Below are 24,932 nucleotides of genomic sequence, written 5' to 3'. Positions count from 1 at the left end.
AAACTAATAAAACCTCGGGGATAGTAGCCCTCGAGGTTTTATTAGTTTTGTTTTATTTAAGATTTTCAGGGTTGAGGCATTCTAGCTCCGGTAGGACAAAACGACCATCTTTACGGATTAAAACATCATCGAAGTAGATTTCTCCGCCACCCCATTCTGGACGTTGAATTAATACCATATCCCAGTGAATGGAAGATTTATTTCCGTTAAACGCTTCATCATATGCCTGTCCAGGCGTAAAGTGGATGCTTCCGTCAATTTTTTCATCGAACAGGATATCTTTCATTGGATTTTGGATATAAGGGTTCACGCCAATAGCAAATTCTCCAATGTAACGTGCCCCTTCATCCTCATCGAAGATTTCGTTAATACGCTCTGTATCGTTAGCGGTAGCCTCAATAATTTTTCCGTCTTTAAATGTCAGCTTTACATTTTCAAAGGTAAAGCCTTGATACGGAGATGGAGTGTTATAGGAAAGGGTACCGTTTACAGAGTCCTTCACAGGAGCAGTGAAAATTTCACCGTCTGGAATGTTACACTCACCAGCGCATTTGATTGCTGGAATGCCTTTAATGGAGAAGGTTAGGTCTGTTCCTGGAGCAGTTAAGCGAACTTTATCCGTTCTATTCATCAGCTCTACAAGGTTGTCCATAGCCTTGGACATTTTGCTGTAATCTAAATTGCAAACATCAAAGTAAAAGTTTTCAAACGCTTCTGTGCTCATGCTAGCCAATTGAGCCATGGATTCGTTTGGATAACGCATAACAACCCATTTTGTTTCAGGGACACGGATGTCTGTCACAGGTCTTTGCAATTGTCGCGAATACATACTCATCTTGTCGCTTGGAACATCAGAAAGCTCTGTAATGTTATTGCTTCCGCGAATTCCGATAAAGCAATCCATTTTTTTCATAAAGGCAACTTCAGCATCCCGCATGACAGCCAGTTGATCTTCATTTGTGTTCATTAATAATTCACGTTGAATAGCAGGGTCTTGAAGCTGAACATACGGGTGAGCTCCAGCTTCATATACTTTGCGAATGAGGGCTTTTACTAACTCAGGCTGGTGACCGGTTGAATGAATGAGAACGTGCTCGCCCTTTTGAGCACGGATGGAATAATTGACCAAATTGTGTGCCAATTTTTCTAAACGTGGATCTTTCATATATGTATCTCCTCACTTTTATGACCTTGCTCATATTGTACACAAAAAAATTTGGAAAGCGAAGTACTTCGGTAAAAATATTTTTATTGATGTTTATTATTCTGAAAATGTGGAAAAGCTGAATGATAATAAAGACATTCACAAAAAGGCAGGGAATGGATATGATGAATCGAGATATCAATGCGTTACAACCAAACGAGCACTTGCATATGACTATTTGTGTGGGTGAGGATTTCAAATCGATTGCATGGAAAGCTCAATACGATATGGAATTTAACTCAGAGTGTCTGTTTTGTTTCTCTGAAAAAATTACCGGTTATCGGGTAGAGGATGAAATTGGCCATTCGGGTAAAATTGCTATTTGTCCTACATGCGAGAAAGTAAACGCTATTTATCACTAATTGTTGGTGCAAGAATACTGGTATCTTTGGCATTTATCTACCAAAATCAACGGATGGATGCCAAAGTTTTCATCTAGTTACAGAAAGTATGACATGTAAAAGTGAAAGGAAACCCCTACAATGTGTAGAGGATGCGCTTTTTACATATGGAGAAAGCGTTTGGGCGTTTCGCGTTAAAGAATGACTGCCATCATGTACCAATCGATCTTCAGCAGGATTATGATATCCTTCACTTGAAATGGGTGACACAGACATAAGATCAATACACAGACAGATAAAGCTGGACGGAAGGCAGTTTTGAGAGAGGAGAAGAAATACAGATGAAATATTGCAGCAAATGTGGCAAAGAAATGGACATCGCGCTGCGCAGTGTAATCTATCGCAGTCGGGTGAAAATTCGTAATGTGCCTATTCATGTCTGCAAAGATGAAGCATGTGCTTGTACATCGGTTGTTGATCTCGTCAAGGATGATCTTAAACAACTGATGACTAACTTAGGAGATCAACCAAAAGAGCAAGAGGTTGCGTTCGAAGCAATCAGTGAGTTTGCGAATTTACTCGTCATCATCGCTGAACAGAGCGAGGATGAGGAATTAAAAGATAAGATTGATGAGAGAGTAAATGAACTACTTGATTTATACTTGCTGGCTAAATCGCTTAATGATCAGCAATGGATTAATGAAATCCAAAGGAAGCTGACTCAAATTAAGATAGAAGTGTAATGGAAAAAGGAAAAAATTTGCCTTTCGCTCGCTTTCTCTTTATCATAATGTTCATCTAAGGTATTGAGAAAGGAGTGGGCTTATTTGGCATTTAAACAGTTGCAATCCCAAGAAGACCTGCAAGAATTCTTAAAGAAACAAGGCAAACTATTACTGTTTAAACATAGTACGGTTTGTCCGATCAGTACGTCTGCTCATGAGCAATTTCATGCGTATTTGCAAGCAAATAGCGACGTAGAGGCTGCCGAGGTTCTCGTTCGTGAAGCTCGCCCTGTCTCCAATGAGATCGCGGAGCATTTTCAGATTAAACACGAATCACCGCAAATCTTCCTTATTGAGGACGGTGCAGTATCATGGCATACCTCTCATTGGAAGATTACAAAGGATGCTATTGAGCAAGCTATGAAATAAGCAGATAGGAGAAAGACCCCATCTTCGGCATGGGGTCTTTTTTATTTTTACTCCCAGTATAGTTCTACTTTATCCCCACTTACTAAAGGGGTTTGGAAGGAAGCTGCTACATTATTTACCTTCATGATGAAATGAGGTAGCTGGTTTGTTCCAATCGGCTGAGCTGGAATTTCTATATAACGAAAGATATCGCTTACTATAGGCGCATCCCCTACTGCGGAGCGTATAGTTACAACATCGTTATGCTGCAGCTGGGTTTCAATGGTAGCGGGATTACCATTTAGCTGGATATCCATGTGACCTGTTTCTAGGGAGATAAGCTGGTCGTTTACATAGACATTGACAGTTTCCTGAACCATATCCTCTGGAGTCATTAGATCGCCGATTGTCGGTGTCTCTAAATCGTGAACCTCGCAATGGATGGTATCTTGTGAATGAACCAAATCCAATAGAGTAGCCTTTTTACCATTTAAAAGAATATGTAATTCTTTGCGAGGAAGAGAATAGGTTTGATTATTACATGTAACCGTAAATAGAGGAGCTTCAGCTACCTCCCGTATCAATGTGGCAAACCTGCTGGACTGTATGGTTTCCCCAATGGTTTTAGGCAAACGCATCTCCAGATCCATACGATCAGAAAGCAAGGCATCGCTTTTTAGAATGATGCTTTCGTGTAAAACAATTGGAGGCTGTAACAACTCCTCGCCATTAATTGTGAGGGGGAGTACCTGACTGGAATCAACGAGATCATGAGCTAAAGCAGTTGCTTCCATACCATCCTCCCCTGGACTTACACGAATGATGTCTCCATCCGAGATAAGAGAATCGAGGGAGCCTGTTCGACCGTTGATTAAAATAGTAGGAGAGGTTCCATGTCCCCCTGGGATGATTTTAAGACGTCCATTCACATTGACTGACATAGCTAGACCTGGACGGCCATGAAGCCGCTTAATGTCCATGCCAGCCGCTAGGAGCGCGTCTCCCAATGTCATTTTCCGAAGATCAAAGAGCCTTACAGGTGTATCATTAATAGTAACTGTTACATAACGAATCGGTTGGGAATGAGCAGCTAGAGCAATTCCAACAGGTGTTACAAATGCAGGCCCGTTTAGCAAGGGATGTTCACCAACAAATTGCTTGATGGCATCAGCACCTCGAACAGCAACACGATTAGCTGGCAATCCTAAATGCTGGGCTACCTTTGTTGGCAGAGTCGGAGTCAAGCTTCCGCCCCCAATTAACATAACTGCTTGGGGCGCCTTGCCATTAAGCTCCAAAATTTTGTGAGCGATCTGTTCAGCAAGGGATTCGATTTCAGGATCAATAGCGGCAATGACCTGATCTGTAGCTAATTCCTGTTCAATTCCCAAAATATCGTGGAATTGAACGGTTTCTTGATCGTGTAGCTGACGCTTTACCTCTTCTGCAACAGGAAAATCGAGTAAATACGCATTCATAAGAGCATCTGTAATCTCATCCCCGGCTGTTGGCACCATGCCATAAGCCGTTATGCTTCCATCTTCTGTTAAAGCAATATCAGAGGTCCCGGCACCGATATCAACTAGTGCTATATTTAATCGACGCATCGTGGTAGGAATCAATACATGAATGGCAGCAATCGGCTCTAAGGTAAGGGCCTTCATCTCTAGACCACTTCGCTTGAGGGCTGCTAACAAGGAATCTACAACCATGCGCGGGAGAAACGTTGCGATAACATCAACAGAAGCGTTTGTTCCACGTTGATCGATTAGACTGCCGATAATCTCCTCATCCAAATAGTAGTTAACCACACTGTACCCTACGCAATAATAGCGTGTAATGTCCAATTCATTCAGCTCTTGAGCTAATTCTGCCTGTGCCTTTTGTACAGCAGAAAACTCCAGAGTAAGCACATCATCTTTGGTCAACACGGGTAAATGGGAGATAGGAAGCTCGAAGCGCACGCGCTTTGTTTTCAGCGAGCGTCCTGCTGCTGCCACTGCCACCTCTTGTAAGGGTCCATGCTTTTGAGATAAATGCTGCTTGATCTTCTCGATGACTTCAGCGACTGCAAGTACATCGTGAATTTGTCCGTCCAGCATAGAGCGTTCCTTATGCTCTAAAATGTAACAATCTTTAATTTGAAACTTGTCTTTCTCTTCAAGCGGTTCAACGATAAGTCCTACTACACTACGGGTACCAATATCTAAAGCAAAAAGAGTGTTATTTTGCTTATCTGCATGTTCTTCTAGCAAATGGATTGTCTCCTTCCCATCTGGAATGGAAGATTTACGTATTTTCTCTATCATATACTAGCTTCTGAAGATAATAAAACCCCATTAAATTAACCTTTTTCAAAAAAATTATGGCTTGTAACAATTACTTTCGCGCTTTTTGGTACTAAAGGGCTGGTCAAACGTCTAATCATCTACTATAATAACAGATAACTCAGAACGTCTTATGTATAACCATACTGTGATTTGCAAACGATAAGGGAAAAAGTAGAAGGGTGGAGTAGAGATGAGAAATGAACAAATTGAGGCCATTCGCCGCCAATTGGACACAATTAATTTGCAATTATTAGAATTGATCAACAAGCGTGCCTCTTTGGTTCAAGAGTTAGGCCAAGAGAAGAGCAAGCAGGGCGTGAATCGTTTTGATCCAGAACGTGAACGTGACATGTTGAATCTAATTGTAGAGAATAACAACGGACCATTCAGCGACGAGGCCATTCGTCATTTATTTAAACAAATCTTTAGCGCTTCTCTTGACCTGCAAAAGGATGAGGATAAAAAAATTCTACTAGTAAGCCGTAAAAAACAACTAGAGGATACGGTTCTTACTATTAAAGGCGTGGAATTTGGTGGAAAAGAGAAGATTCTGATTGCCGGTCCATGCTCAGTAGAAAGCTATGATCAAGTTCGTGCTGTTGCTGAAAATCACGTGAAACGCGGATTGCGTGTGCTTCGCGGTGGTGCATACAAGCCGCGTACCTCTCCATATGACTTCCAAGGGCTTGGAGTGGAAGGATTAGAGATTCTGAAACGTATCGGCGACGAGTTTAATTTAGTAACCATTAGTGAGATCGTAACACCTGCTGATCTTGAAATGGCGACAAAATATGTAGATGTTATTCAAATTGGTGCACGTAACATGCAAAACTTCGAACTGCTAAAAGCGGCGGGTCGTACGAATCATCCTATCTTATTAAAACGCGGGCTTTCAGCGACCATCGAGGAATTCATTTACGCTGCAGAATATATTTTATCAGAAGGAAATACGCAGGTTATGCTTTGCGAACGCGGTATTCGTACGTATGAAAAAGCAACCCGTAACACCCTTGATATCTCTGCTGTGCCAATCCTAAAACAAGAGACTCATTTACCTGTATTTGTAGATGTGACTCATTCGACTGGCCGCCGAGACCTATTGCTTCCAACAGCGAAAGCGGGCTTGGCAGTAGGTTCTGATGGTATCATGGTTGAAGTTCATCCTGATCCTGATGTAGCATTATCCGATGCAAAACAACAGCTAACGATTCCTGCTTTCAATGAAATGCTAGATGAACTTTATGCTTCTGGTCTTTATAAACCAGAAACCGCTATGCTGAAATAAAAGCAGAACCAAAACGTGTGTAACCCTAGCAGGCCTCTCATTGGAGCGGTCTGCTTTTCTCTTATGGTAGGGTGAGTCAGGAGTAGATGTTATACATAGCTTGAAGAGAGAAGGCAGGGTGGTGGTTTCCGGCGGGTTCTGTGCTAATGGAACCAGCATCTCAAGAGACAAAAGGACCAAAAACGGCGAAATCATGCTGTTAATAGGAAAAATGTAGGCCGAGAAAACGGTTGCAACTATGGGTATCATATCGTATTATATGGCTATAAATTTATGAAAATAATACTGAAAGGTATAATCTGGAAAAGATAGGTGGACGTAATATGCCAATTACAATATATGATGTAGCACGTGAAGCAGGAGTATCAATGGCAACTGTATCAAGGGTCGTTAATGGCAATCCGAATGTAAAGCCATTAACACGTAAAAAGGTTATGACTGCTATTGAACGTCTAGGTTATCGCCCCAATGCAGTAGCAAGGGGTCTTGCAAGCAAGAGAACCACAACGGTAGGGGTTATTATTCCGGATATCTCCAGTCAGTTTTTTTCTGAGCTAGCACGGGGTATTGAAGATATCGCTACTATGTATAAATACAATATCATTCTTTGTAACTCAGATCACCGCTTAGAAAAAGAATTGCAATTAATCAATACCTTATTAGAAAAACAGGTGGATGGATTGTTATTCATGGGAGCCGAGATCAAAGAAGATCATTTTCATTCCTTAAAAACGGCGTCCATTCCAACGGTTCTAGCGGCTACGCGCGATCCAGAAGGAAAGCTGCCAGCAGTGACCATTGATCATTTCCAAGCAGCTTATGATGCTACTCAGGCCTTAATTAGACGAGGGCATAAGCGTATTGCGATTATTACAGGACCAATGTCATATCCATTAGAAGGACTCGTTCGCTTTGAGGGCTATAAAAAAGCGTTATTGGATGCGGGATTACCGTATGATGAACAATTGGTTGCTAATGGTTCTTTCCGATATGAATCAGGTCTGCAAAGCATGGGAGACTTCATGAAACTAGCAGAACCTCCAACAGCCGTATTCGCAGCTAGCGATGAAATGGCAATAGGTGCGATTCATGCTGTTCAGGATTTGGGACACTCTGTACCTGAGGATGTAGAAGTAATTGGTCACGACAATGTACGGTTAGCAGAGATGGTGCGCCCTCGTCTTTCCACAGTTGTTCAACCGATGTATGATATCGGGGCTGTTGCGATGAGATTGTTAACCAAGTATATGAATAATGAACAAGTTGAGGATCATATTGTGTTATTGCCGCATCGGATTGAGTATCGTCAAAGTACGAAGGAAATGGCAGAAGAATAGTAACGCGAGATAGAGGGTGAGAAGATGACAATCGGAATCATGGGAGCGATGGATGAAGAAATCGCTTTGTATTTAGAAGACATGCAAAATAAAGAAACCGTCACAAAAGCGGGTATAACTTATCATATAGGTGAATTTCTGGGGAAAAACGTAGTGCTTTGCAAATCAGGTGTAGGTAAAGTGAATGCTGCTGTCTGCACACAAATCCTCATTCAGGAATTTCAGGTAAGTCAGGTGATCTTTACTGGTGTAGCTGGTGCTGTCCATCCAGATTTAAACATCGGTGACATTGTTATTTCGACCGATTGCATGCAGCATGATATCGATGCTACTTCCCTTGGATTCAAACCAGGGGAGATTCCTTTTGAAAAAACATGGTGTTGGATCGCAGATGATAAATTAAAGGAATTAGCAATAAATGCTGGCCATCAGTTAGAAGCTGATATTCAGATTGTTACAGGACGTATCCTCTCAGGTGATCAATTTATTGCAGACCGCCAAAAAGTCCAGCAATTATCGGAAACATTCCAAGCATCATGCACAGAGATGGAAGGGGCAGCAGTCGCTCAAGTATGCTCCATGAATGAGGTGCCTTTTGTAATTGTACGAGCGATGTCTGATTGTGCAGATGGTTCAGCTCATGTTAATTTCCTTGAATTTACGAAGCTTGCTTCCAAGCGTTCCTACCAAATGGTAAGGAACATGCTTCATACGATGAAAAAAGAGGAGGCTTAACAAATGAGTCAATCAAAGGCAATTGTATACTCGACAAAGGGCTGTATTGAATGCGATATGGTTAAAAAAATGCTGGATGAGAAATCGGTTTCTTATGAAGTGAGAGACGTTATGAGCAGTAGTCAGTATCAGGAAGAAGTAGAAGCATTCGGGTTTATGGGCGTTCCCGTTACTGTCGTGAATGGGAAAGCAGTAAAAGGATACCAGCCTGATGGTATTTTACAAATGTTAGGGAAATCATAATAACATAAAAATAAGCAGATATACTCATACTTAATGGTAAGGGTCGCTTACATGACAAAAACGGGTTTGTATCGTATGCATCATGCATCGTACGAATCCGTTTTTCTTTTTAGGCGGAGGAGGGGGAATTCCTCATGATAATTTACGATAGATAATAAATTGACAAGGACATTGATATTATATATACTTACATTAAGTAATCAACTTACTTTAAATTAATAATCAAGTAGATGTAATTTCATTTATCGGGAAAAAGGGGTTGGAAAGAATGAATTTCCATGGCTATCCATATACATTTGTGAGTCAGGTTCATCTTATCATTGAAAATTTAGAGCGTTCTATAGCATTTTACAAAGATATGTTAGGGCTGAAGATTCTCGATCAAACAGAAACAAAAGTGGTTTTTACTGCTAATGGAAAAACTCCTCTGGTAACAATTGAGAAGCCAGATCATGTAACACCGAAAGAACCGTGGAAGACAGGATTGTATCATTTTGCCCTCTTAGTTCCTAATCGTGCGGACTTGGCTAATACTCTGTTACACCTCCTTCAAGAAGGATATCCGCTACAAGGAGCTTCTGATCATCTTGTCAGTGAGGCGGTTTATTTAGCAGACCCGGATGGGAATGGAATTGAAATTTATGCAGATCGACCATCTGAGACATGGGTTTGGGAGGGCGATTCTGTAGGAATGAGCACAGAACCATTGGATATCGAGGGGCTGTTACAAGAAAATAAAGAGGATGCTTGGAAGGGGTTGCCAAGCGGTACGATCATGGGGCATATCCATTTGCAGGTAGCCAATATACAGCAGGCGGAGGAATTTTATACGAAAGGGCTTGGATTTGAAGTTGTATCAAGATACGGGAATCAGGCACTCTTTATCTCCACAGGAAAATATCATCATCATATCGGTTTGAATACATGGGTAAGTGCCGGAGCGTCTGCGCCAAGTCCAAATAGCGTTGGCTTACAATCCTATACGCTGGTATTACCTGACGAGGAATCGAGAGAAAGAATGGTTCAGCAGGTAAAAAGCTTTGGGGCTTCTGTCACAGAAGAAAACGGGATCAAGATTACAAAAGATCCATTTGGCAATACGATTCATTTAACCGTGTAATCATGCAGGTGTTATAGATACGAGAAGAGGTATGCTGGAATTGGCATACCTCTTCTTATCATGTTAGAGAGGAGACGTAAAATACTCTTCTCATTTAGAGTTTATATTGTAAAGAAAATCAGGAAGGCTGAGACAATTATTTTATAAATGAGGAGCATGCAAGATTGCTTTGCCTAAGGAGAGGCGGTTTTTTTCGCTAATTTCTCCACGTCTTGGTATCGTCATGAACGTACTCACATCGTCAAATAAACAGGTAGGCAATTCTAAGGGACTGTGCGGAAGCCATTTTTGTAACCATTCAGCAGGAAGGGGACCATCTGATAGCCAGTGATCTGTCATCTCGCTCCATAATAGAGTCCAAGCACGTGGAACAACACGCCAAATATCATAGCCTCCACCGCCAACGGCTACCCATCTTCCTTGGCATAACTCATGAGCTAGTTTATGGGCAAGTCGGGGGATGTGCTGATAGATGCGCATAGAGCAGCTCAAATGTGTGAGAGGATCGTAGTTGTGAGCATCGCAACCGTTTTGAGTAATGATGATATCAGGTTGAAAACCATGTGCGATTCTAGGGAGGAGCGATTCGTAAATTTCAAGGAAAGAATCATCTTCAGTGAAAGCATCAAGTGGTACATTTACACAATAACCAAAGCCCTGGCCATCTCCACGCTCCGTAACATTTCCCGTACCTGGGAAAAGATATTTTCCTGTCTCATGCAGGGAGATCGTCATGACATTGGGGTCGTCATAAAAGGCCCATTGAACGCCGTCACCATGATGGGCATCTGTATCAATATATAAGACGCGGGCATCCCAATGTTTACGTATGTATGCGATTGCTACAGAGCAATCGTTGTAAATACAAAAGCCAGATGCTCTCCCACGAAAGGCATGATGCAATCCACCGGCAGGATTAAAGGAATGCTCCGCCTGTCCGTTCATCACGATATCGACTGCTGAAATAGTTCCTCCCACAATTAGAGACGTAGCTTCATGCATATTTGCAAATATAGGGACGTCTTCAGTGCCTAAGCCATAGCTGGCTGCAAGCGGCAATTCTTCTGGCTGAGTGCCCTGTCGTTTGACTATCTCTAAATACCTGGGGTCGTGTACGAGCAGTAATTCTTCGTCAGTGGCATGGCGAGGAGCTATAATATTCTCCGGGGTGAGTAATCCATAAGCTTGCATGAGATCATATGTGAGTAATAAACGTTTTTGATTAAAGGGATGCTCCTCATGAAAAAAATATTTGGTATAGTCGGCTGAATAGATTAGACGGGGGGTACTAGTCACGTAGGAATTCCCCCCTGATCGGGGCGAGTACATGAAAGCCTTTGGCACGTAACATGCTTGTCACCGTACGAGTATCCATGGTCGTCACTCGAAAGACCAGATTTTTTTTCCCTTCTGTACCTGAGGGAAACACAATGACGCTGCTCACATTTACTTTAGACTCACGAATAACCTGACTTACCTCCGCTAACACGCCGTAGCGATCTTCTACTTCTATTTCTATCTGGGAGCTGGCTTTGTTTACGCCAAACAGTTCAATCATTTTATATAAAATATCGGATTCTGTAACTATGCCTACTAATTTATTCTCCTCAAGCACTGGCAACGACCCGACCTTGTACTCGTACATGGTCTTGGCAGCCTCCTCAAGAAAATCAAGAGGATGAGCGGTTATCACTTCTGTATTCATAATCTCTTGTACGGGTTTGGTCATAATAATATGATCATCGGCTCGAGCGTATAAAGAAGAGGGGAGTGCATCACGAAGATCTCGATCGGAGACGATGCCGACAAGGATTTGATTATCTAGGACAGGGAGATGGCGAATGCGATTTTGCTTTAAGAGAGTTAATGCTTCGCCTATACTTGTGGTAGCGGTAGCTGTGACTACCTGTTTGCGCATAAAGTCTTCTAAACGCATAGACAAACTCCTTTCAATCAAGAGCATAAATTCTTAATACATATAACGTGATTGAAAACGCATGCTGTCAAAGGTAGTCATACTTTCAAGCGGAACTCGTTTACCTATGCGTGTCATTAGACAGTTTGCTGGATGTGAGCAAATTTCGGGATCGTCGGTGGCCGTCCACATCATACCGACACTGCCCATCAACTTCTCCATCACCTTGCGATAGTCCCAGACACTTAACCCTGTTCCTTGCAAATCCCAATGCCAATAGTATTCGGTGGATAATATAATGTAATCCTCCAGTGCATCGTCCATAAAGGCCACTTCTAACATCTGCTTTGCTATACTGCCCCTACGAATCTTCGAACTTACCTCAATAGCTCCCAGCTCCAGCAAATCGTCCATTTTAATCATAGACCAACGCTCCAGTGGGTCAGGATGTAGGAAGGTGACGTAGGCCAAAACTACATTTTCATGGCGTGCTATAATAATTCGCCCTTCTGGCAGGTCAGCAATTTCGACAAGTGCTTCATGTTGTTGCTTGGGAGCGCGAAATGCTTTTAAGCCTTCATCAAATTCCATAGTAGTCAAGTCCTTAGAGCAAACTGGCCCTTCAATTATAATTTGGTTATCATGAACCCATACTTTTTTTTGATAAAATGTTTTCCTGTGAATCACTAGGCCTCACCATCGCTTCCCACGAATCTACATGCTTAGTATATCTTATTCCGCATAAAAGGAGTCTTATATTTTTGAAAATTCAACAATCTGTCATGGATAAAAAAAGACTGCTGGGCGAATATCCCAACAGTCTTTTTTGTGGTCATTTATTTTACTTTTGCATGGGCTGAAGGAGCAGATTCACCATAGGTATTCACTGCAGTGATGTAGAAGCTGCCTCCAGGCTCGCTTGTAGTTAATACAAAGCTTGTTTCGGATACGGAATCCATCAATTGATAGTTGGTTGTGCCATTCATAGCATAGTAAACGTTGTAGGCAACGATGTGATCTTTTGCCGGACCTTTTTTCCAGCTGACTTTAATTCCATCTGCGGTTTTAGAAGCACTAACGCCCTGGATTTTACTAGGTGCGCTAGTAGCTACTGGTGGGGGCGTTGTTTGACCGCCATCAGGTGGAGCAATAGGATCTACTTCAGTGCCTGGTTGATTGTGATCAGGATTTGGCTGTACAGGCGGATTGCTGTCACCTGGTATATCTACTCCTGCCCCTGACGTAGAAGACGCCTGAGACTCGTTACCTGAAAGGTCAACTGCTGTTACATAGTAACCATGGTCACTGCGTTTCCCATCAGTGTACTTTGTCGTTTTCGGGTCCTTAACCGTTGCAATTTTTTCAAATCCACCGTTTGCACCTGCACGATAGATACGATAGCCCAGTACATCCTCCTCTGGGCTGGCATTCCACGTAAGGGTCGTGCCACTACCAGATTTCGTAATCGTAACGCCTGATGGAGCAGAAGGTGTCCCGTCTACAGCTACGCGTGGATCTTCTTTTTCTGGCATCCGCTCTGCCCAATCGGCAGGCTTAGTTCCAACCCTGCTATTTTTTGCAGAAATTTGGTCAGACGAAGGGAGTGGATCTGGACTCTTAAAGAAGACGCCCTCTGTTACAAAATCATCTGGTGTATTTTCCTGTGCCAGATAGAGAACCTCACCGACTTGAACAACACGAACTTTTTGATGAGAATCGTCCACTTTGGTTGGTACAAATCTTTGATTAAATAAATCGGTAATTACGTGGCCGGTTTGTTTAGACAGCTCACTTGGCAACATGCCGGACTTGCTATCAATTGTTGCGCTGACAATACCGCTTGGTTTATTAAACTTCGCTGATTTGTCAGCTACTTTTGGATCAATTTTAAAGACCTCTGTCATCACCTTACCCCAAATTTCCATTGGTCGGCGTTGTGCTGAACTAGGAATGGTAGTTGGAACATCATAGCCTGTCCATACACCAAGGGTAACATCAGGTGTGTAGCCTACAAACCATAGATCGTAGGAATCATTGGTAGTTCCTGTTTTTCCGGCAATATCTACACCTTTTGGCACATGTCTTCGCACAGAGGCACCCGTACCGGAGTTGACAACAGTACGCATCATGTCTGTCATCAGATAGGCAGTCTGTGGACTAAATACTTTAACAGGTGTGACATTGTGTTCATAAATGGTATTTCCGCGGCTATCCACGATTTTTTGAATCATGTAGGCATCTACAAAGTTTCCATCGTTGGCAAATGTAGAAAATGCATTGGTAATTTCTTCGCTGTTTAGACCGTAAGCTAGTCCGCCAATAACTCCGGTAGCCGCATAATTATCACTATCGACCAGAGTGGTGACACCCATTTTTTTCACATAGTTTAAAGCGGTCGGGATTCCGACTTTCAAATACGTTTTAATCGCTGGTACGTTCCAGGATTGACGCAAAGCTTCACGGGCACTCATCATACCATGGTATTTGCGGTCCCAGTTAAGCGGCAGGTGAGTACCTTTACTTCCATCTGCCAATAGTACAGGTGAATCGTCAATCGGGCTTCCCGGCTGTAAGATACCAAGCTCCAATGCTGGTGCATATGCGGCGATTGGTTTCATAGCTGAACCGGGTTGTCGTGAGGCGGTGGCGTGATTGGTTTGTTCAACGTTAAAGTCGCGGCCGCCCATCATGCCGATGATTGCACCTGTTTTGTTATCAATGAGGGTTGCGCCTACTTCTTCTAGGGCGTTTTCGATCTTTTCCTTTTTTCCGCCACGTGTCACATAATAGGTACGATTGCTACCAAAGTTTTTTGGATTAGCAGCGATCTTTTCCATGGCAGTATTAATTTCCTTATGCACAGTCGTGTACACATGATAGCCCTTTTGTAGAATTTGACGCCGTTGCTCCTCGAGAAGCTGACGATATTCATTGCGGCCAATTTGTGATTTGTCACGACCTTCGTTTGCTAGCTTTTGGTCCAGCAGAACCTCAGCTGTACGTTCCTCAATTTCCATCATAAGGAATGGGTGCTCAGCGTAGGCACGTTTTTCTGGTTTGGCGAGATGTGCTTGTATATTAGTGGAGAGGACCTGTTGTTGTTGAGCAGCTGTTATGTAATTGTTCTCCCTCATCCGTTGTAGCACCATTTTCTGGCGCTCCAGTCCGCGGCGATACCCTTCCTTGTTAAAAGGAGAATAGGCCATAGGACTCTGCGGAAGTCCAGCTAAGTAAGAGGCTTCGGCTAGATCAAGATTGCTCGCATCTTTGCCGAAAATCCCTTTTGCGGCTGCTTGAACGCCATAAATGTTGGATCCATTGGCGTCCTTACCAAAATAAACGTCATTCATGTAAGCTTCTAAAATCTGATTCTTGCTAAACATTCTTTCAATTCGTATGGCATGAAGAATTTCTTTCGCTTTTCGTTTATGGCTTACTTCAGGTGAGAGGATGGTACGTTTAATCAATTGTTGTGTAAGAGTACTACCACCTGTTACGACACTTTGTTTAGTAAGCTCTTGAATGGTTCCACGTAAGGTAGATTGAATAACTATTCCATTATGTTCATAGAAATACTTGTCCTCTGTGGCAATGATGGCGTTAATGAGCGCGGGTGAAATCTCCGAAATCTTCACCATCCGGCGATCTTCTCCCTTAGCTCGAAGCTGACCGATCAAGGAACCATCTTGATAGTAGGCAAACCCTGTTTGAAACTTGCTAAACAAGAGTTCTTGAATCTCTTCTTTGCTTCGGATCGGTTCATCATTCACAAGAGCGGCTATGTAGCCCGTAGCAACTCCACCTACGAGAAACAGCCCCATAAATCCTAACAAAAAACAGTATGCAAGAATCACTCGTACAGGGTGCTTCTTTCTGCCGCGCTGCCCTATTTTACGTCTAGGCCTCTTGGCAGAAGCATCTTTATTCTGCATATACGTCCTTTCCCCCTTAAAAGATCAGCCCCATTATACCATAAGTAAAAATACTGGGGTAGAATCATGTCGAGCCATAGGTAATTTGATTGGAAAATGACCGATAACCATGAATGAAGGCATTTGCAGGTCAGAATCACATCCACATCTGGCAATAACTAGCTGCGTGTAAAAAATAGAATGGTAGAGCAAGCTGAACCTCTTTTTTTCAGCAAATAAGCTCCCCTATACTAGGTTTTTCCTGTAAATAAGCTCTTGTTACGTAAACGAAAATACTCTCCCTAATAATTGACGCAAATGTAACGTCAAGGTTTCGAAATACTAGGCTATTCCTCTAAATTTTGATGTTTTCTGACTTTATCCTAAGATAGCTGATTACACATAAAGGCCTTTATAGACACAATAGAACTAAGAGGAAGGAAGCGGGTATTTTATCGGATAGGGTCGGGTAAAAATAAAAAAGCTCCACACCCAAAGGATGTGAAGCTTGATGTTTCCAAGTAAAGACTAACGGCTGTACCACTCAACGATCAGAGTTTCGTTGATTTCAGCAGGCATTTCAGAACGGTCCGGTAGACGTGTGAAAGTACCTTCTAATTTGTTATCATCGAAAGTGATGTAGTTTGGTACGAAAGTGCGAGCTTCCAAAGATTCTTTTACGATAGCAAGGCCACGAGATTTTTCACGAAGAGTGATAACATCTCCTGGTTGTACGCGGTAAGAAGCGATGTCAACTTTTTTACCATTAACAGTCATGTGACCATGGTTAACCAACTGACGAGCAGCTGGGCGAGTTGCAGCAAAGCCCATACGGAAAACTACGTTATCAAGGCGGGATTCAAGAAGCTTCATGAAGTTCTCACCCAATACGCCTCTCATTTTTTGAGCTTGTTCGAAAGTGCGACGGAATTGCTTTTCGTTTACACCGAACATATGACGTAGTTTTTGTTTTTCTTGTAACTGAAGACCGTACTCAGTCAATTTACGGCGGCTTTGACCGTGTTGTCCTGGTGCGTAGTTACGTTTAAGATCTTTTCCTGTTCCATCTAGAGAGATACCTAGACGGCGAGCCAGCTTGTGGCGTGGTCCTGTATAACGAGACATATGCTCATTCTCCTTTAATTTGGATTCGTAGGTGTTTACTTCCAAAAGGCAAGTTTCATCTTTATACACGAACTTCAGACGGTAGCGTTTCCGCATCGTGCTCCTCTTGAAAAACAGCCGCAGTCAAAAGGCAAAGGGGGTGAAACTAAAAGGCAAACCTCGTATTCCTTTTGTTTTTACCTACAATCAATGCTACCCTATTCAAACATAACTCTTATTCTATATGCTGGCTCTAGGTAAAGTCAAGAGATTGTCCTAGAATAACAGCCGGAATTCGCTGGTAAACCAAAGCTTGGCGATGAGACTAATGTCTGGACCTAACATATAAGGGTTCTTCAGGCATCTTTTTATTGTAAAACTCTAAGAATTTCTGGAAATAGATAGCCGCTTCTTCACGAGTCACAGATGCATCTGGCTTAAAGCTTTGATCAGTCGTTTCCATAATTCCAAGTGCGGTAACAATCGAAATAGAACCCTTTTCCTTTACATTGGCTGTATCCGCAGAAGATGCTACAAAGAGATTTGGTAGCTCAGCTAGGGAATGATAGCCGAGAGCCCGGGTGAACGATTCTGCTAATTCAGCCCTCGTAATCGGTTTTTCTGGCTGCAGGCTCTTGGTTTGGGGAATATATCCTCGTGCAAGAGCGTACTCAATAGCCCCGAAGTATGGAGAAGCAGCAGGGACATCATGAAAGCTGGCTTGTTTTGGTATAAATTCATCATCATAACTACCATTGCTTAGGATAGCTACTAGCATCTTGATTATCTCACCGCGCTTTATGGGCTCTTTAGGCTTTATCTCTCCATTGACAGGTTCAATTGCATTGTATTCGTACAGAATCCGCAATGCTTTTTGCTTGTCAGCAGGAAGCTTCTGCAAATCCTCTGGTTCTGACCGATTTACATCCACGGGTTTATTTGTGTATAAATGGATCCACTTACCAGTGATTGCGTCTAGCGTAAGACTGTTGTCGCTAGAGGGTTGTAGAGTATAGACGAGAGTCAAGGGTTTCGACTTTGACGACTGTTGATTTTTATCACTATGATCCTCTTGTTTCACTTGATAAGTTAATGTAACCTCCAGTTGCTGTAGCCATTTTTCTTTGGCTTCTTCCAGGGAAAGATAAGCAGCCGGTTTTTCAGGGAAGTTAACTTGACTACTTGTTGAAGAAAATAAAAGTAATTCCCCGGTTTGTTGATCTAGGACGACACTTGCTCCCTCTGCTGAAAGCATGATTTTGTGAATATAGCGCTGGAACATAAAAGAACTTTCCCGTCTATCGTTATAGTCAGGTTTATCATCATGATCAACCTTATCTAAATATAAGGTTTGAGCTTGATAAGGGGCTAAACGTTTTACGGTTTCTATAGCAAGTTGCTGTAATTTCTCTGGTGCTAATGAAGCTTTGGTTGCATCTTTGTTTATTTTCCACAAGTTGAGGTAGTAATTAAGCACGTTTCCATTTTTTTCATCAATCATGAGAGAAATGGTGTCAATCCCTTGATCTTGTGTTTTTCGTGCAAAGGACAGATCCCAAAAGGCTTCTTTATCTCTCCCTTTCTTCTGATAGATTGCATCTGTTAATTTCCACTTCCCCGCCGGAATTAATTTTTGGGCTAGCTCGATTGCTTGTGCTTGCGTTAATGGTTTTCCCTGATGCAAAGGAGGCAGTGGCTTGTCAACTATGGGTGAACGCTTGTTGGGATTACTAGAAACAGGTAAAGAAGGTTTTTCTAAAAATGCACCAGTGATGGCATCTATAGTTAAATCCTTTTCATAATCATAGAATAGTTGAGGCTCAGTTATTTCCGTTTCTTTAGAATCTGGTATTTTATAACTTAAAGTAATAAAAGGGCTTTCTTTGAAAATTTTAGTAGCTTCCTCAGGAGATATTTTCTTTGAATCAGCAGGGAAATTCAAATCTTCACTCCATGTAGAAAAGTAAGATACAATTGTCCCATTAGGGTTGACTGTAATTGTTATAGAATCATCGGGAAAAGGTATTCCGTTTATTTGTCTTTGATAGGTAAAAATGTATTCTGTAGAGGTAAGTGCTGTTCTGTTATCTGAAAGAGGTGTAGGCTTCAAGGAAATACTTGATAATTTCTTGCCGGCATGTTTACGTAGAAACGCTTCGGCTGCTTGTTGAGCTTGCTCTAGTGAGATAGGTGTCTTGCTTTTATTTGCTAAGAGAGAAGGATGTGAAAGAGAATAGCTGTTTAATTCTCCTGAGTTTGCATTGATTTCGACTAGTAAAAAGAACGCCTTTCTTCGATCAATGTTGCCACTATTCTCCCAAGCAAACGTCCAAGTGGGAGGTGAATTCGTATCTTCATTTAATGCAAAGTGGCTATCGGTTGGAACTGGACTTATACCGGACCATTCCTTTGCGAACTCAGACGCGATAGCGAGTGCTTGTTCTCTTGTTAGTTGGGACTTGCTCACTTGATGAGCTGTGGGTTGAACATGCTGTTGAGTTGATTTTGTTTTTGTGTTAGCTTCAACGATTGACCCTGAAAGCAGCAACATGCCTGTTAAGCTAAGTAGACTTATTGGACGGATCAATGAATGCATAAATAAAACCTCCTAAACCTGCAATGTGTAATGTATGTAGATGAAACTGACATATATATAACGGTAAAAACAGGAAGGCAATGAGACGAGGAAGTCATGCTGGCGTCCTATAAAGAATGGGGCAAAAGAGGAATTTTGAGCATTTCAGTGGAATTTAAAAATTAGGAAAAATGTGTTATTGAATTTTGAAGATTCTAGTATCTCATGATTATATCCATTATAATTAAATTGTACATATTCATGCAAGGAAAGTAGGGTGTCTTACTAACATGGAAACCATCGTATACTTAATCCGACATGGAGAAACGGATTGGAATCATATACAGAAAATACAAGGTCATACGGATACCGATTTAAACGAGCTAGGGTATAAGCAAGCGGAAAAGCTGGCGAATCGTCTTGCTTCAGAAGGCTTTGCTCATGTGTATTCAAGTGATTTAAAACGTGCCTTTGAGACGGCGAAACGTGTAGGAGAACGCCAGCAGACTCCTGTTCCTGTCACGAAAGTGCCCGGATTACGTGAGCGTTGCTATGGCGATTGGGAAGGGCGCCACCTTGCTGATGTACAAAAGGAGATGCTGGATGTTGAGCCACATCAGTCAATCTGCGGGATTGAATCCTATCAAGCTATGCAAAAGAGAGCTGATCGTGTCTTAAGCGAAATTATTGAGAAACATCCCGGTCAAAAAATTGCCGTGGTAAGTCACGGTGGACTGATTAATGCTTTTCTGCATTATATTACTGATGGTCAGCTTGGTACGGGGATCACTAAAATTGGCAATACCGGAATCACCATTTTGCATGCGGAGAATAAATCGTGGAAAGTTATGGAGATAAGTCGAGTTGACCATCTAGAGGAAACCATAACCGATTAATGATTAATATAGAGGAAGAAGGAATCAGCATTGCGGACACGAACGCAAATAGGAACAGTAGGTAAATTATTTGATAGCGTTGTTCCCTTTTTTCTGCCTTCTTGGCCCATACAAGCACCAGGGCTCCTTTTCTTTGCTACTCCAGAGCGTGGTGTAATCGCTACTTATGAATTGGGAACACTCCCGGCGCAATTGCCTCCAAGTTTTTTTCAAGATGCTATGGAGGAGCTAGTTAAACAGGAGGTACCCAAAGTTTGGAAAAACGGTCAGGTAATTAGTAAGGAGCGAGTTGCTTCTGAGTACGGTGATTACAAATGGCTGTTGCAAGCCTTAGGTCCTCAACCAGATGATATACATGCGATTGCAGGCATTCTTACTTGTGCACAGGAAGCTCCGCTCAATATGCGAACCTACGGTGAAATGGTAAAAGGGCTCTATTCGCTTGGGTATAAAGGGTTTATTCAGCGAATGGCCAGTGAGATCGTAGTGGAAGCGAGCAAATGTAAGGAAGCCACCCCATTTATGAAGACGGTTGTTAACGGTCTACATGCTATGGTGGGGAGGGGGCATTGTTCGCTTATTAAATTGGATGAAAGTGGACATTTATTGCCGCAGGAGCGTTACACAACAGATTCCGCTGTATATAGAGGCTCTAAATTACATCAGGTGTTAAATTGCTTTGTATCTAAAAAGGCAGAGGTTTATCAAGAAGATTCGCGCGTGGCGATGTATCCAATTTATGTGGAGGATGAACCGATCGCGGCACTTATTCTTCATGTAGCCGAGCAAGAAGAGCAATGCTTGGATAAATTGGATATCGAGATGCTTCATTCGACTGGAGAGCAGGTCAGCCATCAATTGCACAGGACTTTACACATGCATGATATCTTACGGGAAACTCAAAAGAAGGAGCTTCTTTATCAACTGACAAAACAAATTCATGCCTCGATTGACGTAAATGACGTACTAGCTGGAGTGCTTGCAAGCATAAAGCAATTATACCCGTATTTTTCAGCGGAACTGTATCTTACTATGGAAATGGAAACAAATCTACCAATCAAGACCTTTTCCTTAAAAAAACAACATAATCAGGTCAGTCAGCAAGCTTATCTTGAAGGAAAGCTAATGATGGGTCAAGAGATTATAGATGAGCAAGCGATTACATTTGTCGCTGCTCCGTTACATGGGAGACAAGGAATTTATGGCATTCTCCAATTGGCCACCCATGAAATCATTAATTTATCTGCTAAAGAAACCGAATTTATTTCTATTTTAGCGGAAACAGCTGGTAACGCCTTTGAAAACGCTCAGTTGTATCAGCAATCACGCGACATGGTTCGTGAACTGCGCTTAATCAATGAGATGGCCCAGCAGATTAATCGCAGTTTGAACATGATAGATATACTTGAGTTCGTGATTAAGATGCTGCACCGAACGTTTGATGCGAGCTATTCTGCTATTCTGCAAAAAGCATCAGACGGTGAGCGGATGCAAATTATCTCTTCATCCAAGAGTGATCAGATCGGGCAATTTGTACCGATTTCGGCTACACCGATTGCTGAAATTTTAATTGATAAGCGGAAAATTCTTCCTTCTTCCGACTGTTTTACTCATTTACCTCATCATTTGTTTCCCTTTCATTCTGTGATGGGGGTTCCTTTGTTACAAGATTCAGAAGTATCAGGACTCTTGCTGGTAGCAGATCACAAGCCTAATTTCTTTACCTATGACGACTATAAATTACTCGAACTATTTGGACAACACACCAGCCTGGCTATTACTAATGCTTTATTGCTTAGTGAAGTGGAACGCATGGTTATCACTGATAATTTAACAGGGCTTTTTACACGTAGATACTTAAATGAAAACGTAAAGAAATCCTTACTTGCAGATGAGCAGGGCTCCTTAATTTTAATTGATATTGATTACTTCAAGAGAATTAACGATACCTATGGCCACCTTGTTGGGGACGAGATATTGTATCAGGTAGCTTCTGTTATTAAGAACTGTATTCGGGACAGCGATATTCCAGCAAGATGGGGCGGCGAAGAGATAGCGATCTACCTGCCGCATGTTGATGTGCTGATTGCCAGTAAAATAGCAGAACGCATTCGTATTCGTGTGCAGCAGGAAAGTAAACCAAGTGTCACGATTTCCTGTGGAGTTGCTATGTGGAGCAGGGATGTTCAACAGAATCGTTCTGCAGAAGAACTATTTCACGATGCAGACGTGGCCTTGTATAAAGCAAAGCAAGAGGGGCGAAATCAGGTAAGAAAGAGTGAATCAAGTAAAATATGGTAGGCTATGAGAAAATGCTATCCGTAAAAATCTGGGGGAGATAGGATGTCTGCCGTATCAAAAAAGAATAGATTGTCAAAGGCCGCAACAGAGATGGCCAAGGGAGTGTATCAAATTTCTCTGCCTACTCCATTTGCAGTAGGAGATGTGAACGTATATGTATTGGAAGGCCAAGAATGTATCACGCTGGTCGATGTAGGCCCGTTAACAGAAGAGGCGTGGAGCCGTTTAGAGAATGGACTAGCCTCGATTGGATATCATCTGGAAGACGTGGGGCAAATTGTGCTTACCCATCACCATGTGGACCATATTGGACAATTGGAGAAGGTAAAACATCTATCACAAGCAAAGGTGTATGCCCACCCTCTAGCAGCACCGTATGTAGAACAAGATGAGGAATTTATGCAGTTTCATGATGAATTTTTTATTACTTTGTATAAAGAGTGCGGACTGCCAGAGGAATTGCTATCTGTTGTGGAAAAATTTCGCAGCATGATGGCCACCTTCCAAGAGAAAAGCAAGGTGGATGAATCTCTTGTTCATGAGCAAGACCTGCCTCGTTTTCCTGAGTGGCAAGTATTATTTACACCGGGACATTCTCAGTCTCATTTATCACTATATCGGGCCTCTGATCAACTATTGATAGCGGGGGATCACCTGATCTCTTCCATTTCTTCAAATGCATTTATTGAACCGCCACGAGATCGTAGCATGACTCGACCGCTAACATTGGTGCAGTATCGGACCGCCTTAGAGATGTGTGCAGGTATGGATATTAAGCTAGTGGTTTCCGGACATGGGGAGCCGATCGAGAATAGTCGCGAGCTGATTTTTGAACGATTGCAGAAAACCTGGGAGCGTACCAATGCGATCCGCCGTTTTTTGCTTGATGGTCCAAAGACCGCATTTGAATTAGCTGTCCTTTTATTTCCGCTCCTCTACCTCAAGGAATTGCCTCTCGTCATTTCGGAAACCTTGGGACACATTGATTTACTAGTGATGGTTCAGCAGATACACGTACAAAATAAAGAGGGCGTTCTCTATTATTCACTATAAACCTTTCCTTCAGTAAAAGTCCTTTCCTGTTAGACAAAGCGGGTAAGGACTTTTTATTGAAATGAATCCTCTCCCTCCCATCTTGCGTCTTTCTATGTAGAGAGAGTGAGTAAGGAACTAGTAGTAAGGTAATTTTATACATAGCTTTTATTGTCGAAAGAACAGGGAAGCACCCTTTTTTTGCATGTCGATCTGTACTATAATAAATGAGTTCCTATTCAAGATAGAGAGGTGGATGGGATGATCAAAGTCATTCTTCCGTTACTCTTACTTTTACTAGTTCTTTTTTCGTAACATAGATTAAACTCAAGGAACATATTGGCACAGGAGAATCTGCAAACGTTTTGCTCATGATATACACTCTTTTGGTATTTGGGCGATTGGGGTAAGCCGTATTATCGCCGTCCTGTTAATCTTCTTTCCGTTTTGTCCCCTATTTATTGATTGCAGTTGTAAAGGTTCTGATATTTGGCGAGATAGCCAGCTTTTTTATTCATGGCTGTCTGCGGCTTAGGGGCTACTCTCCGCTTTTTTATGGCTCGTTACCGGATCTTTTGATTGGGCCCAAAAAAAGTGAGCCAGCAGCCTTTTTTGCTAGATGTAATCGCTCTTTATGTTTTACAGCATGATTTGGCAAGATATCAACACACCATCTTAGAGGCTACAATGGGACATGATTTTTCGAATTTCACGCTCATAAACTACGTTTTTTGCTGACGACTGCCGTTTAGGTATGTTCATGTGGCTTGGATCTATAGTGAGAAAAAACGGAGAAGAAGTAGCCGAGGATGATAAAGATGAGAACTGAACAGCAAAACACAAAAGAAAGAATACTGGTAGCCGCAGCCTCATTATTTTATTCACAGGGATATGACCGTACTACTGTGCGTCAAATTGCTGAGAAGGCTCAGGTTAATGTTGCTTTAATTTCTTACCATTTTCAAGGCAAGCAGGGAGTTTTGGAAAAGCTGATCAGCCACTACTATGATCATTTTTTCCAAATCGTACAGGAGCAATGGGAGAGGGAAAAGCCGCAGGATTCGATGGGACAGTTAGAAAAGATTGTAAGATTATTTATTTTTTATCAACATGAACATGCGTTGGTAACTAGGCTGATTCAGCGGGAATTAAGTGTGGAATCCATGCTCGCACGAGAGGTAATGACCGTCTATATACATCAATTGAAGCATTGCTTTGCTACCGTGATAGAAGAGGGGATACGGACAGGGGAGTTTCGAGGAGTGGGCATTGATGCTGTTTTGATGAATCTTTCCAGTATTTTGACTTATCCGTACCTGAATCCACAAATTGTCCGTGAAGTATATTATTTAGAACCGGGTTCTGCTGATTTTTGTGAATGGCTTGTCACCTCAAGCGTTCAATTTTTGCGTTCCCTCTTAGTACATACAAGTTGAATGAGAAACAAGTTGGTAAAGGGGTTGTCCAACC

At 42.1% G+C, this 24,932-nt stretch carries 20 protein-coding genes; 12 read left to right on the top strand and 8 right to left on the bottom strand.

What is annotated here, in order from left to right; all coding sequences use genetic code 11:
• Window positions 1-52: 52 nt before the first annotated feature.
• Complete coding sequence (locus QZ995_RS14870) at window positions 53-1,165, bottom strand: aminopeptidase (protein ID WP_301808308.1); 1,113 nt, start codon at window positions 1,163-1,165, stop codon at window positions 53-55.
• A gap of 161 nt (window positions 1,166-1,326) precedes the next feature.
• On the opposite strand from QZ995_RS14870, the gene QZ995_RS14865 reads away from it, so the two are divergent.
• From QZ995_RS14865 to ytxJ, 3 genes are all read left to right on the top strand, one after another.
• Window positions 1,327-1,566, top strand: a complete 240-nt coding sequence (locus QZ995_RS14865) for a hypothetical protein (protein ID WP_437124740.1) — start codon at window positions 1,327-1,329, stop codon at window positions 1,564-1,566.
• A 320-nt stretch (window positions 1,567-1,886) separates the two neighbouring features.
• Entirely contained in the window at window positions 1,887-2,288 is a 402-nt protein-coding gene (locus QZ995_RS14860) for a hypothetical protein (RefSeq protein ID WP_301808306.1), read from the top strand.
• Window positions 2,289-2,372: 84 nt separating this feature from the next.
• A complete protein-coding gene (gene ytxJ, locus QZ995_RS14855; protein WP_301808305.1) occupies window positions 2,373-2,699 on the top strand; it encodes a bacillithiol system redox-active protein YtxJ in 327 nt (108 codons plus the stop codon).
• Window positions 2,700-2,746: 47 nt separating this feature from the next.
• Here the strand turns inward: ytxJ and QZ995_RS14850 are convergent, their stop codons facing one another.
• A complete protein-coding gene (locus QZ995_RS14850; protein ID WP_301808303.1) occupies window positions 2,747-4,933 on the bottom strand; it encodes a cell division protein FtsA in 2,187 nt (728 codons plus the stop codon).
• Between the two features lie 265 nt (window positions 4,934-5,198).
• Here QZ995_RS14850 and QZ995_RS14845 point away from each other — a divergent pair, with 265 nt between their 5' ends.
• From QZ995_RS14845 to QZ995_RS14825, 5 genes are all read left to right on the top strand, one after another.
• Window positions 5,199-6,293, top strand: a complete 1,095-nt coding sequence (locus QZ995_RS14845) for a bifunctional 3-deoxy-7-phosphoheptulonate synthase/chorismate mutase (RefSeq protein ID WP_301808301.1) — start codon at window positions 5,199-5,201, stop codon at window positions 6,291-6,293.
• 323 nt (window positions 6,294-6,616) lie between these two features.
• Window positions 6,617-7,630 carry a catabolite control protein A gene (gene ccpA / locus QZ995_RS14840; RefSeq protein ID WP_031413124.1) on the top strand — a complete coding sequence of 338 codons (1,014 nt, stop codon included), beginning with the start codon at window positions 6,617-6,619 and terminating at the stop codon, window positions 7,628-7,630.
• A 24-nt stretch (window positions 7,631-7,654) separates the two neighbouring features.
• Window positions 7,655-8,365, top strand: coding sequence for a 5'-methylthioadenosine/adenosylhomocysteine nucleosidase (locus tag QZ995_RS14835; RefSeq protein ID WP_301808298.1), 711 nt, complete (start codon window positions 7,655-7,657; stop codon window positions 8,363-8,365).
• A gap of 3 nt (window positions 8,366-8,368) precedes the next feature.
• Window positions 8,369-8,608, top strand: coding sequence for a glutaredoxin family protein (locus QZ995_RS14830; protein ID WP_301808297.1), 240 nt, complete (start codon window positions 8,369-8,371; stop codon window positions 8,606-8,608).
• A 268-nt stretch (window positions 8,609-8,876) separates the two neighbouring features.
• Window positions 8,877-9,728: a VOC family protein gene (locus QZ995_RS14825; RefSeq protein ID WP_301808296.1), complete on the top strand. Its 852-nt coding sequence runs from the start codon at window positions 8,877-8,879 to the stop codon at window positions 9,726-9,728.
• A 141-nt stretch (window positions 9,729-9,869) separates the two neighbouring features.
• Here QZ995_RS14825 and QZ995_RS14820 read toward each other — a convergent pair whose 3' ends face one another.
• The 6 genes from QZ995_RS14820 to QZ995_RS14795 all read right to left on the bottom strand — a co-directional run bounded on the left by QZ995_RS14820 (window position 9,870) and on the right by QZ995_RS14795 (window position 19,254).
• Window positions 9,870-11,057, bottom strand: a complete 1,188-nt coding sequence (locus QZ995_RS14820) for an acetoin utilization protein AcuC (RefSeq protein WP_437124742.1) — start codon at window positions 11,055-11,057, stop codon at window positions 9,870-9,872.
• Window positions 11,017-11,664, bottom strand: a complete 648-nt coding sequence (locus QZ995_RS14815; protein ID WP_301808292.1) for a CBS and ACT domain-containing protein — start codon at window positions 11,662-11,664, stop codon at window positions 11,017-11,019. The genes QZ995_RS14820 and QZ995_RS14815 overlap by 41 nt, the downstream gene beginning before the upstream one ends.
• A gap of 33 nt (window positions 11,665-11,697) precedes the next feature.
• A complete protein-coding gene (locus QZ995_RS14810) occupies window positions 11,698-12,330 on the bottom strand; it encodes an N-acetyltransferase (RefSeq protein ID WP_301808290.1) in 633 nt (210 codons plus the stop codon).
• Window positions 12,331-12,479: 149 nt separating this feature from the next.
• Window positions 12,480-15,575, bottom strand: coding sequence for a transglycosylase domain-containing protein (locus QZ995_RS14805; RefSeq protein WP_301808288.1), 3,096 nt, complete (start codon window positions 15,573-15,575; stop codon window positions 12,480-12,482).
• 507 nt (window positions 15,576-16,082) lie between these two features.
• Window positions 16,083-16,679 carry a 30S ribosomal protein S4 gene (gene rpsD / locus QZ995_RS14800; protein WP_301808495.1) on the bottom strand — a complete coding sequence of 199 codons (597 nt, stop codon included), beginning with the start codon at window positions 16,677-16,679 and terminating at the stop codon, window positions 16,083-16,085.
• A 304-nt stretch (window positions 16,680-16,983) separates the two neighbouring features.
• Complete coding sequence (locus QZ995_RS14795; protein ID WP_301808287.1) at window positions 16,984-19,254, bottom strand: YcdB/YcdC domain-containing protein; 2,271 nt, start codon at window positions 19,252-19,254, stop codon at window positions 16,984-16,986.
• Window positions 19,255-19,523: 269 nt separating this feature from the next.
• Here QZ995_RS14795 and QZ995_RS14790 point away from each other — a divergent pair, with 269 nt between their 5' ends.
• The 4 genes from QZ995_RS14790 (at window position 19,524) to refZ (ending at window position 24,898) form a co-directional block, all read left to right on the top strand.
• The gene (locus QZ995_RS14790) at window positions 19,524-20,129 is read left to right on the top strand and encodes a histidine phosphatase family protein (RefSeq protein WP_301808286.1); all 606 of its coding nucleotides are present in this window, start codon (window positions 19,524-19,526) and stop codon (window positions 20,127-20,129) included.
• Window positions 20,130-20,159: 30 nt separating this feature from the next.
• Window positions 20,160-22,430: a sensor domain-containing diguanylate cyclase gene (locus QZ995_RS14785; RefSeq protein ID WP_301808283.1), complete on the top strand. Its 2,271-nt coding sequence runs from the start codon at window positions 20,160-20,162 to the stop codon at window positions 22,428-22,430.
• A 42-nt stretch (window positions 22,431-22,472) separates the two neighbouring features.
• Window positions 22,473-23,483, top strand: a complete 1,011-nt coding sequence (locus QZ995_RS14780; RefSeq protein WP_301808282.1) for an MBL fold metallo-hydrolase — start codon at window positions 22,473-22,475, stop codon at window positions 23,481-23,483.
• Window positions 23,484-24,280: 797 nt separating this feature from the next.
• Window positions 24,281-24,898 carry a forespore capture DNA-binding protein RefZ gene (gene refZ, locus QZ995_RS14775; RefSeq protein WP_301808278.1) on the top strand — a complete coding sequence of 206 codons (618 nt, stop codon included), beginning with the start codon at window positions 24,281-24,283 and terminating at the stop codon, window positions 24,896-24,898.
• Window positions 24,899-24,932: the final 34 nt, after the last annotated feature.

The organism is Brevibacillus laterosporus, from assembly GCF_030489605.1.
In the GTDB taxonomy this organism is placed as follows: domain Bacteria; phylum Bacillota; class Bacilli; order Brevibacillales; family Brevibacillaceae; genus Brevibacillus_B; species Brevibacillus_B laterosporus_E.
This window is presented reverse-complemented; position numbering and strand designations above follow the sequence as displayed.